The organism is Paenibacillus baimaensis, from assembly GCF_025567575.1.
In genome coordinates this window covers 627,547-645,659 of sequence record NZ_JAOQIO010000007.1, presented here as the reverse complement: position 1 = coordinate 645,659, position 18,113 = coordinate 627,547, and the positions used below count along the sequence as shown (strand labels likewise).

The following is an 18,113-nucleotide window of genomic DNA, read 5'->3' as shown; positions in this document are numbered from 1 at the left end:
AGTGAAATGGGCAATGCAACTAACCACTCCGGGAGAGCACTTGCATGGCAGGTCAGGGGTTCGATCCGCACACGAAACGAATTGGAGGAGCACAGCGTTGGATTCTACCGCTAAGGTTGTCCGAATTCAACATCCGCCTTGGAGATCGCTGAAGAAAACACACGCGGAATTCCATTTCTATTCCAGCATCTAACCCAACAAAAAGGGAGGCAGCCGATTACAGCTCCTCCCTTCATAAATCCAATCAAGTATGATTAAGTTCCAACTGGTCTTCTTCATCCCTATTGAATGACTCCCTATCGAATTCGCCCTCAGAATTGGCCACCAACAGAGCGCAGACAGTCGTCCCTGTTGCATTCACTGCGGTCCGGCCCATATCAACGACAGCGTCAATAGCAAGAACAAGTCCAAGGCCTTCGATAGGCAGTCCTAATGCCGTTAACACCACTGTCGTCGAAATCGATGCCGGACCAGGTACGCCTGCCACCCCGATCGAGGAAATCATGCTGACCAGCACCAGCAGCACATATTCGGTGATACCCAATGGAATATTGTATACCCGAGCAACGAAGATCGCCACTACAGCCGGCCAGACGCCGCCGCAGCCGTTCATATTCATCGTAGCACCAAGAGGTGCCACGAAGCTTGCGATACGAGGCGATACGCGCAGCCGCTTCGTGATGACCTCCAGATTGACCGGGAGTGTGACATAGCTGCTCCGTGTGGTGAATGCGATCGCAATCGTTGGATATGCCTTACGGAAAAATTTAAAAGGATTCACCTTGGCGACAAAAGTAACCAATCCACCAAAAGTAAAAATAAAGTGAATAATCAGAGCTACATAGGTCGCAGCAATCACTTTAGCTAATGGCGCTAACGTCTCAAGTCCGTATTTGGCAGCCATAGTCGCAATAAGCGCGTATACGCCATAAGGTGTCAGACGAATGATGTACTTCGTCACCTGATGCATGACTTGGGTAAACGAATCGATCACCTGCTTGACTGGCTTCACGGCTTCCGGTTTTTTTGTGCCGACATGGACAATGGCAATCGCTACGAAGAAAGCGAACACAAGCACAGGCACGACTTTACCTCCTGCCATGTCACTGATCGGATTGGTCGGAATCAGGTCCAGAATAACCTGCGAAAATGTTGGAATATCCCGCGGCTTAAAGCTAGACGGCATGGTCTGCGAAATTCCAGCACCCGGATCGAAGGCCAGAGCCACTAGCAAGCCGATCAATGCTGCAATACCGGTAGTAACTAGAAATAGTGAAATGGTTTTAATGCCGATTTTACGAAGCTGTCCGAGACTGGATATTGAGGTGATACTTGTAATAACCAGAACGAATACTAAGGGAATAACGAGCATTTTGACCAAATTGACATAGATTGTCCCGATGGTTCCAACACTGGTTGCATCAATTTTAAAAGTATTAAAGAATATCCCTGCAACCAATCCAAGTCCAAGTGCCAACAACACCCGGTATCCGAAATTGACCCGCTTTCTTGCTAGCACATAAAGCAGACCTATCAGAATGGCAGAGACAAGCAAGCTGATCCAATTGGTTAGAAAAGCATCAAGTAAATTGTTTTTCACATGGTTCACTCCTTCATTACCCACTTATACAATAGGATTAGTAAAAATACTATACTGCCATACAAAAGTACTGTCAACTATATTATTTTACCCTTCTCTCTTTAAAATATAAGTCTCACAGGCAGTTGAGTTCGATTCAATGTGTAAAAAAAAGTAATATACTATTGGGAAACTTACTATTGGATACTACAATCCAGATATGAGCAAGGAATGCATAGATTGTTTGGTGGCAATGCCAAGTATTAATGAACCTGCCAAGGTGGCAGGTTCTATTTGTATGTAACGCAACAATACCATATGGAAATAATTTTTTTGCAAAAGTTAATTAACAAATATCGTATAAATCTGTTACCATAGAAAAAACATCCACCCTTGAGCAGGTTGCTTTTAGTTGATTATTTACAGGAGAGTGCGCTATGAATCACAGAAGAAACCCTTCTTTTTCCTTATATTCCCAGTTAGGTCTGCGCTCCAAGATCTTGTTGATCTTTATACTGATTCTGGTTATCCCGCTTAGCTTGCAGGGAATCCTTACCTATTATGAATTTTCAGCTTCTGTCCAAAGAAGGTCGGCTGACTATTCAACGCAAATTGTCGGGCAAATTAACCGCAACCTGGATCGGACGCTAATGGAAATGCAGCGACTCTCTCTGATGCCACTATACGATACACAAGTGTTAACTATTTTGCATAAATACAGCCAGCCCGAATATGCTCAAACCCGTCCTTCACTTGCGGAAATGGAAAAAATGTTCCTGTATATCTCAGGCTCCGCCTACAATCGATCTGAAGTAAAAGGCATTCAGATTATTGCTGATAACGGATTTATATTTTCCAATGTAGACTCGTCTCTGATGAATTTTTACGTGGATGTACGGCAGGAAGATTGGTATCGAAGAGCGCAGATAGCAGATGGAGCCTGGGTCATCATCCCGCAGCATCAACCAAGCTATTACGCCCAAAACTCCACGCAAGTGTTTTCCGTAGCCCGTATGATTCGTGAGCCTGACACCAATAACGTAATAGGTATGATTAAAATAGATTTAAAGCTGGACGTATTCCGGCAAATATTGTCCAATGTCAAGTTTGAGGATAAGGGCAGCATACTCGTAGTAAATGACCGTAATGAGTTTTTATTTGAAGAAAGCAGCCCCACGCTGGAGCCCCGTCTAGCAGCAGCTATCCGTTCTACGAATCCATCCAATGAGAATAAGGTCAAGAATCTGGTTCTGGGTGGAAGGCCCTTTATAGCCATTGTTGATTATTCCGATTATTCCGGGCTTAAGGTTATTGACTTTATTCCGGTGGATTCCTTACTGTTAGAGACTAAAAATTTACGCAACTTCACTATCATCATAGCCGTTATTTTCGTTGTTGCCACTGGTATTCTGGCCTTTATTTTCTCCTATAACCTAAGCAGTCCCTTAATTCAGCTTAAACGCAAAATGCAGCTGATCGAAATGGGACAGTTTGATCAAAGCGTGCCGGTCGTAACGCAGGATGAGATTGGACAACTGAGCAAAGGCTTTAACCGGATGTCTGAGGAAATCAATCACCTGGTCAAAGAAGTCTATGTGATCGGACTAAGAGAGAAGGAGGCCGAATTAGCGGCGCTGCAGAGCCAGATCAACCCCCACTTTATTTACAATACGCTTGAATCGATCAATATGAAAGCACTAGAACGAGAAAATTACGAGGTATCCGACATGATCTCCACCTTGGGACAATTGATGCGATATTCGGTTGATCCCTACGACAGGCTGGTGCTGCTAAAGGAAGAGCTGGCTTCTGTAGGCTCCTATGCAAAAATCCAGCAGCTGCGCTATGGTAATAGACTGCATTTTATTTTTGATATCGAGCCAGAGCTTGAGAACGCCCTGGTCCCCAAGCTGTTATTGCAGCCGCTCGTTGAAAATTCTATTTTTCATGGTGTTGGGGACAGGCCTCAAGGGGGCACGATATGGATCTCTGCCGTTCGATTCGAGGATGATTTGCTGCTGACGGTTCGAGATGATGGAATCGGCATGACGGAGAATGAAATCGAACAATTGAGATCGTCTTTAAGGTCTTCCTTGCCAGATGATAACGTTCAGAAGCGAGGCGTTGCCTTGCGAAATATTTACCAGCGTCTCTTATTAATGTTTGGCGCTTCTTATGAGCTTCAATTTGATGGAAGTCCTGACCAAGGAATCGCTTTTACCATTACCATACCGATTACGGAAAGGACGAAGGAAGATGTATAAAATCATGCTGGTTGAGGATGAAGAAATCATTCGTACAGGTATTAAAAATCTCATTACCAAAGTATCCAGTAAATTTGAAGTTGTCAAAGAAGCTTCGCATGGAAAAGAAGCTTTAGCATATTTGCAAGCTGAAATACCGGATGTGGTCATTACAGATATACGAATGCGCGAGATGGATGGTTTATCGCTAATTGCCAAAGTGAGAGAGCGTTATGCGCATATGCCGCTATTAATCATAAGTGGCTACAGTGACTTCGAGTATGCGCAGAAGGCGATGCGCTTCGGAGTATCAGATTATTTGCTAAAGCCTATTAATCGGTTGGCATTGGTCTCCGCACTCGAACGTATTCACCAAACCCTTGAGCACCAAGAAAACGGTGGACAGCCGACTCGGGCTGCGCTTCACACAGAAGCAGCCCCAGATGAAACCATAATCAAGAACAGTGACGGAAAACGGCTTATTCGCAAAATTAAGGAATACATACAGGGGCATCCGGAAGGAGATTTGCGGCTGCAAGCTCTAGCTGAATACATCCATTTAAATCCGACGTATCTCAGTCAATTATTTAAACTGGAAACAGCTATGAACTTATCTGATTACATTATGGAAACCCGAATAGAGAGAGCTAAATATTTACTTATTTCGACCCAATTAAAAATTTACGATGTTGCACGGCTATCGGGATACCAGAGTCCAAAACATTTTATGCTTGTATTCAAACAGCAGGTTGGCATGTCTCCAGGCGCATATCGAGAGGATCAAGGTTTGTAAAATATATATAAATAACGGACCAAATCTGAAAACTGCGTGATTTTTTTGGTGTAGGGCTACCCGTATAATGAGGGCTGTAGAGGTTTACTTATTATTAAGGGGGGAATTGTATGAAGAAAAAGAAATGGTTAAGCAGTCTTCTAGTCGTAGCTATGGTCATCGTGTCCACAGCATGTTCCAAGCAGGAAGCAGCCGTATCCAGTAATGCGGGTGGTAATTCAGGAAATGCCAGCAATAAACCAGTAACATTGAAGTTTTTGACGTGGGGGAACCAGGCACATCTGGATATGTATGCCAAGCTGCTGGAAACCTACAAAAAGCAAAATCCCAACATCACAGTAACGCTGGAATCCATCCCATTCGCAGATTATCAGCAGAAGGTATCCGTGCTTGCTGCCGGACGAGAGCTGCCTGACATTGCCTGGGTATCCGAGCGGATGGTGCCGCAATTCATGGCGAATGACATCTTGGCCGATGTGTCTGATATCAAAAGTGATGCAGCCTTCAATTTGAACGATTTTATTCCTTCCACCTTGAATTTGTTTACGAAGGAAGGGAAATTGTATGGACTGCCGTTCTCAACACCTCCAAGCGTGATGTTCTATAACCAGGATTTATTTGATAAAGCAGGACTTACGTCTCCTAACGAGCTGGCTAAGCAAGGGAAATGGACGTGGGAGGAGTTTACCAAATCCGCCAAAGCTCTAACAAGCGGTACGGGAGCCAATAAAGTATACGGGGCCAATTTCTTCCGTGACTGGAAAACCTGGATTATGCTTGCTTCCTACGCATGGTCTAACGGCAGTGGCCCGTTCAATAAAGATATGACGAAATTCACATGGTCTGACCAATACGGTGTAGAGACTATGAAAATGCTTCAAAATATGATGTTTGTTGATCAATCCCATCCTAAAGCAGGAGAACAAATCAATTTTGAAACCGGAAAAATCGGTATGTTCTTCGATGGCTACAGCTATATGTCTAAAGCCCGTACCATCAAGGATTTTAAATGGAGTATCGCTCCAATGCCATCGGGTTCCAAAGGCTCAGTTCCTATGATGGGCCAGGCAGGATACGTTGTGTTTAAAGAAAGCAAGCATCAAAAAGAAGTAAAGGACCTGCTGAAGTTTTTTGCCAGTCAGGAAGGTATTCAGACTTCTTCCACGTTCTTCGTACCACCACGCAAGACTGTGCTGAACTCAGATTCATTTCTTAAACAGCCTGACAGCCCCGACCCGTCCATCATTAAACAAGTTGTCATTGACGAGATGGAGAAAGCCGTCGTACAGCCAGGACATGTTCAATGGCAAAAAATCGATAATGAGATATTAGGTGGCTTTGATCAGCTCTTTGGTCAAACTGCACAGCCTGAACAGATTATGAAAACGATGGAAGATAAAATTACTCCGCTGCTCAAAAAATAACAATGATGTAAGCTGCGGTTCATTTCATACTGGGCCGCAGCTCTACAGGATGGGATGTTACTATGAATCGGTTACGCCAAGCGTTGCATGAACCTAAGCTTCAACTCTTCGTCAGCCTGCCTTCCAATGATTTGGCATTGGCGCAAGCGGCCATTGAGCAGGGTGCTGATGGACTGAAGGTACATATCAATGTAGATCATCGCGCCAGTGGGAACAGCTTTGGGCCTTTATCGGAGTATGCAGAGACATTCGGCCAAATTCGTTCCATGCTGAATGGACCTTTAGGCATCGTTCCTGGAGGCTCGCTTGATGCCATTAATCCGCAGGAAATCGAGCAGCTGATCTCACTCGGCATAGACTTCTTTTCGATTTATGCCTGGCACATGCCAACGTTCTTATTAAATTATCCACAATTGGCTCCTACCTTTGCTATTGATCATACGTTTGATGCCAGACTGCTCGAAGCAGCCAAAGCTTTTCCGATCCAAGCCCTGGAAGCTTCCGTTATTCCTTCAGAGCAATATGGAACACCCCTTAACTTTGCTGATCTGCTTCGATATCGTTGGTTGGTGCAAACAGCTGATTTGCCTGTAATCGTTCCATCTCAGCGCAAATTGGTGCCTGGAGATGTTCCGGCTCTAAAGGATAGCGGAGTTCAAGCCTTGCTGCTTGGCGCTGTCGTCATTGGCAAAAGCGCCGATGAAATAAGACGGGCGATACACGACTTTCGCAATGCGATCGACAGTTAGGAGTGAATATATATGGAAAGCACGCCTTCAGCAAGAAGAAAAAAAGCAATGAATCCATTGAAGCGTGAAGCGAATATTACTGGATGGATTTTTGTTTCACCTATGGTTTTGGGGTTTGCTGCCATATTGATGGTTCCACTGTTCCAAGCCTTTTACATGAGCCTGACGGATTGGCCCTTACTTGGAGAAGCCAAGTTTATCGGCTTTGATAATTACGTAACCATCCTATCCGATCACGACTTTTGGGTTGTGCTCGGCAACACCTTTTATTTTGCAGCCGGGCTGGTGCCACTCAATATTGCTATTGCTCTTCTTTTTGCGGTACTGCTAGCCAAAAGCATGCCGGGCATCAGCTGGTTCCGCACGGCAATATTCGTTCCTGTTATGACCTCGTTAATCGTCTGGTCGATCGTCTGGAAATACATGTTCGCTACAGATTCCGGCTTTATTAATCAGATTTTGCAGCTCATCGGAATTGTGGGGCCTGCCTGGTTGTATAACCCTCAATTGGCGATGCCGGCTGTCATCATTACGAGCGTGCTAAAGAACGTCGGCTTAAACATGGTGCTGTTTATTGCAGCTCTGCAGCAGGTGCCTGTTCATCTGTATGAAGCCGCAAAAATAGATGGTGCCAACCGATTCACTCAATTTATACGAGTTACGATTCCACTCATAACGCCGACCTTGTTTCTCACCATTATCATGACGGTCATTGGCTCTATGAAGGTGTTTGGCCAGATTTATGTCATGACTCAGGGCGGACCCGGAAGCAGCACCAAGGTGATGGTCTACTACATTTGGGAAAAAGCGTTCAAGCTGTTTGAATTCGGCTATGCCTCGGCTTTGGCTTATATTCTTTTCTTTCTGATTATGGCTTTCACTTTGATTCAGTGGGCGCTTAGGAAGAGGTGGATTTTTCATGAAAACTAGATCCTTACTGGAAACGGCCTCCAGACGGATGGGTGTTACTGCACACTATGCCATTTTAACGCTTTTCTCGCTCCTGCTGCTGTTCCCTTTTATCTGGATGATCTCGACCTCATTAAAGGAACCGTCCCAAATTTTTGTTTTTCCTCCGGTATTTTTACCGTCGCCGATCCGCTGGGTAAATTACACGGAAGTTCTACATCTCATACCGTTTCATCTGTTTTACTTTAACAGCTTGTATATTGCCATTGTGGTTGTCATTGGAACGATTTTCTTTGCTTCTCTGGCCGGTTATGCGATCGGTCGAATTCCTTTCGCAGGCAGAAACCTGATATTTTTGCTGCTGTTAAGCACCATGATGGTTCCTTCTGAAGTAACAGCTATTCCCTTGTTCCTGTTCATGCGGGATATCGGCTTCATCAATACACATCTTCCTCTAATTATACTGCCGATCTTCGGGGCGGGCGGTGTCTTTGGTGTCTTCGTCATGCGCCAATTTTTTCTTGGAATGCCCAAGGACCTGGAAGAGGCCGCGATGATCGACGGATGCTCACAGTTCCGTATTTATTGGAATATTATGGTCCCCTTAGCCAGGCCGGCCATCGCGACCTTAACTATTTTTACTTTTTTAACGAGCTGGAACGATTTTTTTGAACCGCTCATTTTTATTAATGATCGTAAGCTTATGACGCTGCCGTTGGCACTATCGCTGTTTACGGATGAAGCCGGCACATCGTGGCATCATTTGATGAGTGCTTCTACTATGGCGACATTGCCGCTGCTAATCGTATTTTTCTTCGCACAGAAGCAATTTATTGAAGGCGTAGCGATGACAGGATTAAAGGAATAGGAGTGATGATAATGACTCGTAAGCTACAGGCAGATGTTGTGGTTGTCGGAGGAGGCCCCGCTGGAATTAATGCTGCTATAGCCGCCGGAAGACAAGGAGCAAGCACCATACTGATTGAACGGTATGGTTTCCTTGGGGGGATGTCAACCGCCGCCTCGGTTTACCCCTGGATGACCTTTCATACGGAAAGCGGGCAGCAGGTTATTAAAGGGATCGCTCAGGAAATCATCGACCGGTTGATTGAACGTGGCGGATCACCTGGACATTTACGCGATACAATCGGCTTTGTCCACACTGTGACTCCCTATCACCCTGAGATTTATAAGCTGCTTGCCATCGATATGCTGAAGGAGGCTGGGGTAAAGCTGCTCCTACATAGTTTTGTGGATGGCGTCCAAGTGGAAAATAAGGTTATCCAGTCCGTTCAGCTTTCCGGGAAATCGGGACCTATTCAAGTTTCTGGTCGTATGTTTGTCGATACTTCCGGGGATGCGGATATGGCTTATTTGTCAGGAGCCCCTACACAAACAGGGCGTGAGGGTGATAAGCGGACCCAACCGATGACGATGAAATTTCGTATGCGCGGAGTAGATCTCGAAGCCATTCGCCAGGAGATGATCAACAATCCAACTAATTTTTATCATAAAACACCGTTTCATGAGCTGAATGAATTGCCGTTAACGGGCATTCAAGGCTTTTACTCCCAATGGAATGCGGCCAAGCTGCCGATTAATCGGGATCAGGTGCTGCTATTCGCCGGACCGGAGCCAGACGAAATTCTGGTCAACTGTACCCGTGTCCAAGGTCTGGATGGTACGGACATCGAGGACTTGACTTTAGCCGAAGAGGAAGGTCTTCGACAGGTGATGATGATGGCCGAGTTTTTGCAAAAATCGGTTCCCGGATTCTCACAAGCTTCCATTTCCTCTGTGGCTGCACAGATCGGTGTACGCGAGACACGACGAATTGATGGGTTATATCGTCTTAGTATGGATGACGTGGTTACAGGAAGACGCTTTGGAGACGTCATTGCGCGCAGCGGTTATCCGATCGATATCCACGATCCATCCGGCAAAGGCGTTACGGAGGCTTTGGTCCGAGGTGATGGCGCTTATGATATTCCTTATCGCTGCTTGGTGCCACAGCAGGTGCACAATCTGCTCGTAGCTGGTCGCTGCCTGTCAACTACCCATGAAGCATTGGCAACAACAAGATTGACTCCAAGCTGTATGGCGACCGGACAAGCTGCAGGGACAGCAGCAGCTTTAGCCAGCGCTGCGGGTACTACGGCTGCTGAGGTCGATGTGGCTCAGCTGCAGAAGGTGCTGCTGCACAATGGTGTTGTTTTAACCTAAAATCACCAATATAGCAACGATAGTCGAACCGATTAAAGAAACTGAACCGTCAGGGTAACTTCAAAGTTACCCTGACGGTTTTTTTTGGGTTCATTCCTTTTGTTTCACAGAACCCGTACAAGCCTCATATTTTACCGTTCGGATAGCATAGAACAACCAGTGACAATATGTGCAACAAATGACTATCAGACCGTGTTTCCCCCTCTGGAGCAGGGGGCTTTGCAAGGTGAGCAAGTAGAGACTATGGACGGCAATTGGGCATCACCATTATGATAAGGCTACGAAACTTGTAATCAGTTCATCAGTCATTGAGTGTGTAAACATTACATCAGTCATGAGAAATGAGAGGAAGAAGGCAATATGCAAACGAGTATGGAAGCGCGTATCCCGGCAGCTTCGAAGTCATCCATGCTATGGAAAAAACTGCTGCGAAACCGATGGCTTTATTTCATGGTCTTACCTGGTCTTCTGTACTTTTTGATTTTTAAGTACTGGCCTATGTACGGAATATTTATTGCATTCAAAGACTATCAGCCTTTTCTTGGCTTTTGGGATAGCCCCTTTGTCGGACTCAAGCACTTTGAGCGTTTCTTTAACGATTCCAACTTTATTGTACTTTTTCGAAATACTCTGATTTTAGCGTTCTATAATATTGTATTTTTCTTCCCGCTTCCCATTATTATTGCGCTCATGTTGAATGAATTGAGACAAGAGTTTCTTAAGCGGACTTTTCAGACCCTGATTTACATTCCGCATTTTATGTCTTGGGTTGTTGTTGTCGGGATAGCTTACATTTTCTTAACTACTGAAAACGGGATTGTTAATGAGCTGCTAGTGCGATTTGGCGGACAAAAAATCAATTTTCTGGTGAGTCCCGATTGGTTCCGAACGTTAGTTACAGCCGAGGTCATCTGGAAAGAAACAGGCTGGGGTACGATAATATTCCTTGCCGCACTGGCCGGAGTGGACCCGCAATTATATGAAGCTGCCCGCATGGACGGAGCAAATCGGTTTCGCCAGCTAGTGCACATCACATTGCCCGCTATCCGTACCACGATTGTCATACTGTTAATCCTTCGGCTCGGTCATTTCCTCGATACCGGCTTCGAGCAAATCTTCTTGATGCTGAATGCGATGAATCGCGATATTGGCGAAGTGTTTGATACTTATGTGTATGCTGTCGGTATTAGTCAAGGGCAGTACAGCTTCAGTACAGCAGTTGGTTTGTTTAAATCAGTTGTTGGCTTGATTCTTGTAGTAGCTTCCAACTATTTGGCCAAAAAATTCGGAGAAGAAGGCATTTACTAATGAGAGTTATAAAAATCTACTAGATAGAAAGGAGCGTCTAAACACCATGCTTCACAGACCAACCTGGGGGAGTCGCATATACGACAGCCTGAACACTACGGTGCTGACCCTTTTTGCCATAATGACCGTTGCCCCTTTTATTTACATAATCGCCGGCTCGTTTGCCACCCAGAAAGAACTGCTGCTACGAGGGTTCATCCTGTTTCCCACAGAGTTTACGCTTGATGCATACAAATACATTTTTTCTACGCAAACTCTTGTCAGGAGCTTGGGGGTTACCGTTTACATTACGGTTGTAGGCACTTTTATTAACATTTTCTTTACGAGTCTGATGGCTTATCCGCTTGCCAGGAAAGATATGGATTTCCAGAAACCCATCATCATGCTCGTTCTGTTTACGATGCTATTTGGCGGTGGGATGATTCCAACGTTTCTGGTTATAAAGCAGCTTGGGATGATCAACTCGTATTGGTCCTTACTACTTCCTGGCGCGATCAGCGCATTTAACTTAATTATTATGCGTAACTTTTTTCAGCAGCTGCCGGATGGTTTAGAGGAATCAGCGAAAATCGATGGCTGTAACGACGTAGGCATTTTTTTTCGGATCGTATTGCCTCTATCCTTGCCTGCTATCGCTACATTCTCATTATTTTATGCGGTAGGACATTGGAACACGTTTTTCAATGCAGTACTCTATATCAACGACAACACCAAGTGGCCTATTCAAGTGCTGTTAAGACAGATCGTAATATTATCCTCAGGTGGAGTCGGTGACTCGGCCCAGATGGATGCGACTTATGTCGCTCCCCCTGAGCAATCCGTCAAAATGGCTGTTATTGTGGTATCGACTTTACCGATTCTACTTGTATATCCATTTTTGCAAAAGCACTTTGCCAAGGGAGTTTTACTTGGTTCAGTCAAAGGATAGAAGATATAATTACTGGTTATAAGGATCGTTTTACTGAAACAAAACTCTAGGGGGATATTAAAATGAAAAGAAGTCACAAGAAGAAAACCAGAATAAAGGCCGCCGTTTTACTTACGATAGTAGCTTTAGCCGTTACGGCATGCGGCGGGAAGGATCCTCAAGGAGATCCAAAAGCTGCCGGGCAGCAGGGACCGCTTAATCTTACTATGATGTTACCTACCTACAATCCCGAACAAATGCCGACAGACAGCTCGGTCTTGAAGCAGCTCGAAGAAAAGACAAACACCAAAATTACAGTTTCATGGGTGCCTTCGTCATCTTACACTGATAAATTAAGCGCTACGGTTGCATCCGGAGAGCTACCCAAGACGTTCGTTGCGTTGGAGCCGAAAGCCTCGTTTATTGTAAACGCCGCCCGTTCGGGTATGTTTTGGGAAGTTGGTCCCTATCTGAAAAGCTATCCGAATTTGAGCAAAATGTCCGATATCGTGCTTAAAAACATATCCATAGACGGCAAAATCTATGGCGTTTACCGTGAACGGGATCTCGCTCGTTTCGGTCTGATGATTCGTCAGGATTGGCTCGATAATTTGGGATTAAAGACGCCGAAGAATATGGATGAGTTCTACAATGTGCTGAAAGCCTTTACGACGGGTGATCCGGATAAGAATGGCAAACCAGATACGATCGGGCTTGCCGTTGGGATGCAGGGCAATACCATAGCAGGTTTCAAAGATATTCTTGTTTATATGGGTGGTCCAAATGAATGGGAGTTGAAAGATGGTAAGCTGTCTCCGGCCCATATGACTCCTGCTTACCTGGATACGCTAAATTTTTACAAAAAACTGTATGACGAAAAAATCATCAATCAAGACTTTGCTATCGTGAAAGACGGTAGGCAAGTGATAAATAAGGGTCAAGCAGGTGTTTGGATCGATAATATGTTCGACGGTAAAGGGATCGATGATAATATTAAGAAAATTGAGCCGAAAGCCCAAATTAATTTGATTAATCGCATCTCGGGTCCGAAAGGTGAGCAAACCCGCGCGGGAGCCGGCTATCTGGGAATGTACATGATTCCAAAAACGAGTGTGAAGACAGAAGCGGAATTCAAGCAAATCCTTGAATATTTCGATAAAGTATCGGGTAAAGAAATTCAGAACCTGATGAAATATGGCTTCGAAGGCAAGCAGTACACCGTAGAAAATGGAAATTATAAGCAAAGCACCGATCCCAAATTGAAAACGGAAATCCTGGACGGCAACCAATTTATGGTTATGCAAAATGAAGTTATAAGCTACGGCAATGATCTTGAAAAGCTCAGCTATAAGCTCTTTCAAGACAATGCGACTATTGCCCTTGCAAATCCTGCTGCTCCGTATATCTCCAATACCGAAGTAGAGAAGGGTAAAGAGATTTCCAAAATTATCGATGATGCCGTAGTAAAATACATCATGGGTTCAATAGACGAAGCTGGTTGGAAGCAAGCGCTTGATAAGTGGCAGCAAAGTGGCGGAAATAAAGTCATTGAAGAAATGAACGCCGAGCATGCGAAACAAGCAAAAAAGTAGGGTTTACCGGGAAGGGTCATAAGACTCTTCCTTCTTCCTTTTCATGTTCCTAAAAGAGGTTGGAACGCCGTCTTTGAACACGCACTCACTAATAGTGTGGTATAATATAGCGTTTTTAAGTATACTCAAGGAACCAATACATGGAGGCATTATGAAACTTCGATCCCCCTCATACTTAATCAAGCTTATGTTATTTTCTGTCCTGATCGGAACCGTTCCCGTTGTTGTACTCGGCACCTTTGCTTACTTAAACTCATCCCAGACGGTACAAGAAAGAGTAAACGAAAGCAATAAGCAGCTGCTGCAGCAAACCCAAATGCGAGTTGAGCAAATTCTTAAGACGATAGACGCTTCCGCTACGCAGCTGCTGCAATCACCAGTTGTCACATCTGCCTTTGATAATGAGATTTCCAGTAAGGATTTCGAATTAGTACGCGAGCTGTTCAAAGGAATCTCGCTAATTCAAACCTATGAGCTCGGTACCAAGGATGTATTTCTATACAGCTTACCCCAAAAATGGATTGTTAATGGAAGCGGGGTTAATGAATACAGCGTCCCAGGTGCTAGATCTCAGATGGAAGCATTTTCTCGGCTTGCGGGAGGCTCTTTCTGGACAAGCGGCCTGAATAAGGACATTGCTTATAATAGCGCAGATTCCCAAGGCTCGATACACTCTATTTATTTTGTGAAAAAATTTCCCTTTAACGCCATTAACCCGAAAGGAATAATGAGCGTTGAGCTTTTGCCGGATACGATTAAAGAGCTTGTTACGTTACATAACGGAAAGACAGGCAGCACGTTTCTCTTGGATCAAAATTTCAACATCATTGGACACCATGATCGTGCGATGCTGGGGAACAACTTGTCCGGCGAAGCTTACTTAAAACCCATTGTGGAAACCGATGATGCCAATGGGCAATACAGAACCTCCAAGGAGGGTAAAGAAGTTACCGTTACTTACCGGAAGTCCTTATACAACGGCTGGAAATATGTCTCTATCGCTTCAATTGAGGAAATCAATGAACACAACAAAATTATCGGCTGGCTTACCCTATTAGTCAGCGTGGGCATTCTGCTGGTCACACTGATCCTCGCATGGTTAGGGTCGAAAAAAATGTATAGCCCCATTCAATCCATCTATACGGCTCTTACAAGAGAACCCTTTGCGGCTTCTACCGAAAACAAGAGAGGCGAACTTCAGTTCATTGGCGAACGCGTCGATTACTTAATTCAGAATCAATCCCTGCTGATGAATGAGCTGAAGGGTCAGCAAGTTCAGCTTAAGGAATTTTTTATGCAAAAATTGTTTAATGGCACTATCAAGTCTGACGAATTCAAGGCAAAATTGAGTTTGTACGGTTTTAAGCGTCATTGGCCTGTCATGTCCGTTCTTGCTGTGCAAATTGACACGCTTAAAGATACCAGATTTGAAGAGACGGATCGGGACCTGCTCATGTTTGCCATTAACAATATCGTCGGTGAATTGATCCCCGCCGAGCAAAGGCTTGTACCTATTGTAACGGCAGATTGCCAAGTCACGATAATCGGATCGCAGGAAGGCGATGCCGATTTCAAAGAGCAAATTTTTTCGCTCTCCGACACGATTCAAAAAGCAATTGTACAATACTTGAAAATTAAGGTAAGTATGGGGATCAGCCGCCCTTTTACTACGATGTCCGAAACGCCGCAGGCATTTCACGAAGCCGTAACAGCATTGAAGTACAGAGTCGGGCTCGGACAGGAGTCGATACTTTTTATCGAAGACGTTCAGCCGCAAAGAAGCAATTTATATTTATTTCCGCAGGAGCGCGAGCAATCGCTTTTTGATGCTATGCGGACAGGCAATCTGGAGCAATCTGAACGGTCCTTAAAGGAATTTATGGGGGAGTTGTTTCAGCATCGCATACAGCATCAGGACTATCAGTTATCCTTACTTCGGTTATTGGTGGATATTATTCGATTTGGTCAGGAATTTTCAATTCCGACAGGTCTTATTAATCAAGACGAGGCTACATTAATTCAAACCTTATTTAATCTCAGATCCATTGAGGAGATTGAACAATGGTTTTGGACCACGTTCGTAGCCCCATTCATACTTGAGCTTGGCAGCAGAAGGGAATCTCAGTTTAAACATATTTCGGAAGCTATCATTGATATAATTCATAGAGAATTCGACTCCGAGCTAACGCTTGAAGGGTGCTCTTCACGCATTAATTACCACCCTCATTATGTAAGTCGCGTATTCCGTCAAGAGACTGGCATTAATTTTGGTGAATACTTGACTCAATATCGAATGGAAACAGCGAAGAAATGGCTGAAGGCAACCGACATGAAAATTTCTGAAGTCGCAGAGCGGTTAAGATACAATAACTCCGCCAATTTTATTCGCTCTTTTCGGAAAACTGTAGGTATGACTCCGGGACAATACCGGGAGGAAGGCTAGTACTCTATCAGAACAAAGACCAGTGCAGCTGGCCGGATATCTTACATACACTATCGGCAAGCTGCACTGTCTACAAGGTTTACATTTTATAGCTGCAGAAGGGGTTTGATTATGAAGGCGATACGAAAACGCAGGCTTTCATCGGCGGAGTTTAAATTTCGGCCGATCAGTTGAGTGCATTTGTTTAACCGGTAAATGACCGTGTTGCGATGGACGAAAAGCCGCTTAGCGGTTCCCCCCAGGTGGCAGTGCATCTCGTAATAAGTTTGAAGAGTTTGGAGCAGATCGAGCTGTTCATTTTCTCCCAGTTCCTTGAAAGGGTGCATCGTTTGCAAATAATAGGCAAGCAGTTCCTTCTCATTTACTGCTCTGAACAAATCGATCGGCTCCCGGCCATTATAGAACTGCACGAACCGTTCTTTTTTACAGCGGTAACCGTACTCCAGCGATTCCATCGCCTCGCGGTAAGTTAATGAGATTTCTAATAGCTTGCCAACTTGCCTGCCCACCCCGAAAGAAATTGGATCACCTTGCTGTGCCGCTTTCATTCCAATTTCGGTCAATGCTTCCTCCACCTCCAAATGATTCTCCGGAATTTAAATAATAATACGATAGCATCGGTTTTCATGAACAGGATACAGGGCATTCCGCGTTTGCGCAGCTCTACTTTCAGGTAATTGTACAAATGATCAAGTTCTGATAAACTCAATTCTTCATTGACTTCCAGCGGCCAAATCATTCCTTCTTGATAAGTAGGAGTATCTTTTTTTGCAATTACACATAACGTCGGAATAGTCTCCGTCAACCCGTACCTGCCTCCCCTCTGAATCACCTCCTGCTCCAATGAGTACCGCCCCTCGATCAGATCTGTAAAAAATTCCTTTTTGTAACGACGGGACCTTTCTTTTACGGCTTGGGTTTTAAGCATTTCGAAACGGATTACGTTGACTGCCTGCTCAATTGCGAGTGAATGCATGCTTAGTGTTTCCTCTGATTGTTCAAGGACAATTAACAAACCGTGAGCTTGGTAAGAATGGATAGGATAGATCGTCATACTTTGACCTCTAAGCGGAACAGGGCTTAATAGGCTTAGCTCGGATACGGTAGTATTAAGCAGCAAAGCAGGAAGCAAATTTAATATTTGCAGGTTGACGTCTTTATAAGGAGGATTTTGGAAATGAGTCGATTTGGCAAGCAATTCCTGCTTTTGATTGAACAGCATAACAGGTTTGCCAAGCAAGGTTGAAAGAGCGTTAATCATTGCAGTCAGACCTTTCCCCTGTAATATGATGTCCGAAAAGTGATGGTGACTTTCTAGCGCGTATCTTAATTCCTCGGTTTTATACTCCAGAATATGGCTTATTGATTCATTGGATATCTCTCCTAGCGTCTTATCCAACGGAAGCTTAATAATAGGAAAACCAATTCGGTTAGCCTCACTAATAACCCTTCGGGGAATTTCCTGCAAAAAACGTTTCGTTTTGAGCGCCAGTCCGGTGCACCCTACTTTATGCTTTTTTAGCCCGGCTTATGGACAAAAACATGATTACAGCCACTCGGATCGGAAAAGCGAATCATTATGAACCTTGTATCACTGAACAGGGGTATCTGAATATCGAAACGAAGCAATTTATTAAAGAGGTTCATCAAGGTTCTGTATCCGGATTAATGAGTGCGCTTGAAAGCGCAATACGATTTACAATAGCTGTCGCTACCCTCAATCCTTTGAAGGCAGGAGCTTATTATGTCAATTTTACATATGGCTCTGTTGATATGTCAGGTCAAGTCGCATTCACATTCCCGAAAAGGTAAGTGATCCAAAAATCATTGACATGAAAAGTCGCTTGCCTTGCGACTTTTTTTAATTTATGGCTGAATAGATATTGATAATGTCAAAAAAATCTCAATAAAGTAGAGAGAGTGAACTATTGTCAGGAAACTGC

Annotated in this window: 14 protein-coding genes and 1 pseudogene; 12 read left to right on the top strand and 3 right to left on the bottom strand. The window is 44.4% G+C overall.

Annotation, left to right across the window (positions count from 1 at the left end; genetic code table 11):
- Positions 1-244: 244 nt before the first annotated feature.
- Complete coding sequence (locus tag OB236_RS04435; protein ID WP_076229321.1) at positions 245-1,600, bottom strand: dicarboxylate/amino acid:cation symporter; 1,356 nt, start codon at positions 1,598-1,600, stop codon at positions 245-247.
- A gap of 416 nt (positions 1,601-2,016) precedes the next feature.
- On the opposite strand from OB236_RS04435, the gene OB236_RS04430 reads away from it, so the two are divergent.
- The 11 genes from OB236_RS04430 (at position 2,017) to OB236_RS04380 (ending at position 16,170) form a co-directional block, all read left to right on the top strand.
- The gene (locus tag OB236_RS04430) at positions 2,017-3,843 is read left to right on the top strand and encodes a sensor histidine kinase (protein WP_076229322.1); all 1,827 of its coding nucleotides are present in this window, start codon (positions 2,017-2,019) and stop codon (positions 3,841-3,843) included.
- A complete protein-coding gene (locus tag OB236_RS04425) occupies positions 3,836-4,615 on the top strand; it encodes a response regulator transcription factor (protein ID WP_262682944.1) in 780 nt (259 codons plus the stop codon). The genes OB236_RS04430 and OB236_RS04425 overlap by 8 nt, the downstream gene beginning before the upstream one ends.
- 110 nt (positions 4,616-4,725) lie before the next feature.
- Positions 4,726-6,039, top strand: coding sequence for an ABC transporter substrate-binding protein (locus tag OB236_RS04420; protein WP_262682943.1), 1,314 nt, complete (start codon positions 4,726-4,728; stop codon positions 6,037-6,039).
- A 62-nt stretch (positions 6,040-6,101) separates the two neighbouring features.
- On the top strand, positions 6,102-6,788 hold the full coding sequence (locus OB236_RS04415; protein WP_262682942.1) for a hypothetical protein: 687 nt from the start codon (positions 6,102-6,104) through the stop codon (positions 6,786-6,788).
- Between the two features lie 12 nt (positions 6,789-6,800).
- Entirely contained in the window at positions 6,801-7,718 is a 918-nt protein-coding gene (locus OB236_RS04410; RefSeq protein WP_076229326.1) for a carbohydrate ABC transporter permease, read from the top strand.
- A gap of 28 nt (positions 7,719-7,746) precedes the next feature.
- Positions 7,747-8,565 carry a carbohydrate ABC transporter permease gene (locus OB236_RS04405; RefSeq protein ID WP_256711229.1) on the top strand — a complete coding sequence of 273 codons (819 nt, stop codon included), beginning with the start codon at positions 7,747-7,749 and terminating at the stop codon, positions 8,563-8,565.
- Positions 8,566-8,576: 11 nt separating this feature from the next.
- Positions 8,577-9,920 carry an FAD-dependent oxidoreductase gene (locus OB236_RS04400; protein ID WP_262682941.1) on the top strand — a complete coding sequence of 448 codons (1,344 nt, stop codon included), beginning with the start codon at positions 8,577-8,579 and terminating at the stop codon, positions 9,918-9,920.
- A gap of 360 nt (positions 9,921-10,280) precedes the next feature.
- Entirely contained in the window at positions 10,281-11,228 is a 948-nt protein-coding gene (locus OB236_RS04395; RefSeq protein WP_076229329.1) for an ABC transporter permease, read from the top strand.
- A gap of 46 nt (positions 11,229-11,274) precedes the next feature.
- On the top strand, positions 11,275-12,156 hold the full coding sequence (locus tag OB236_RS04390) for a carbohydrate ABC transporter permease (protein ID WP_076229621.1): 882 nt from the start codon (positions 11,275-11,277) through the stop codon (positions 12,154-12,156).
- Positions 12,157-12,218: 62 nt separating this feature from the next.
- A complete protein-coding gene (locus OB236_RS04385) occupies positions 12,219-13,727 on the top strand; it encodes an extracellular solute-binding protein (RefSeq protein WP_076229330.1) in 1,509 nt (502 codons plus the stop codon).
- A 151-nt stretch (positions 13,728-13,878) separates the two neighbouring features.
- Positions 13,879-16,170 (top strand): helix-turn-helix domain-containing protein, encoded by a 2,292-nt coding sequence (locus tag OB236_RS04380; protein ID WP_262682940.1) that lies wholly within the window; start codon positions 13,879-13,881, stop codon positions 16,168-16,170.
- An 86-nt stretch (positions 16,171-16,256) separates the two neighbouring features.
- On the opposite strand, the gene OB236_RS04375 is transcribed toward OB236_RS04380, so the two are convergent.
- Both OB236_RS04375 and OB236_RS04370 read right to left on the bottom strand, forming a co-directional pair.
- Complete coding sequence (locus OB236_RS04375) at positions 16,257-16,733, bottom strand: PucR family transcriptional regulator (RefSeq protein ID WP_262682939.1); 477 nt, start codon at positions 16,731-16,733, stop codon at positions 16,257-16,259.
- A complete protein-coding gene (locus tag OB236_RS04370; RefSeq protein ID WP_262682938.1) occupies positions 16,730-17,431 on the bottom strand; it encodes a hypothetical protein in 702 nt (233 codons plus the stop codon). The genes OB236_RS04375 and OB236_RS04370 overlap by 4 nt, the downstream gene beginning before the upstream one ends.
- Before the next feature lie 263 nt (positions 17,432-17,694).
- On the opposite strand from OB236_RS04370, the pseudogene OB236_RS04365 reads away from it, so the two are divergent.
- A pseudogene (locus OB236_RS04365) lies at positions 17,695-17,982 on the top strand (BlaI/MecI/CopY family transcriptional regulator); the annotation flags it as partial.
- Between the last annotated feature and the right edge of the window lie 131 nt (positions 17,983-18,113).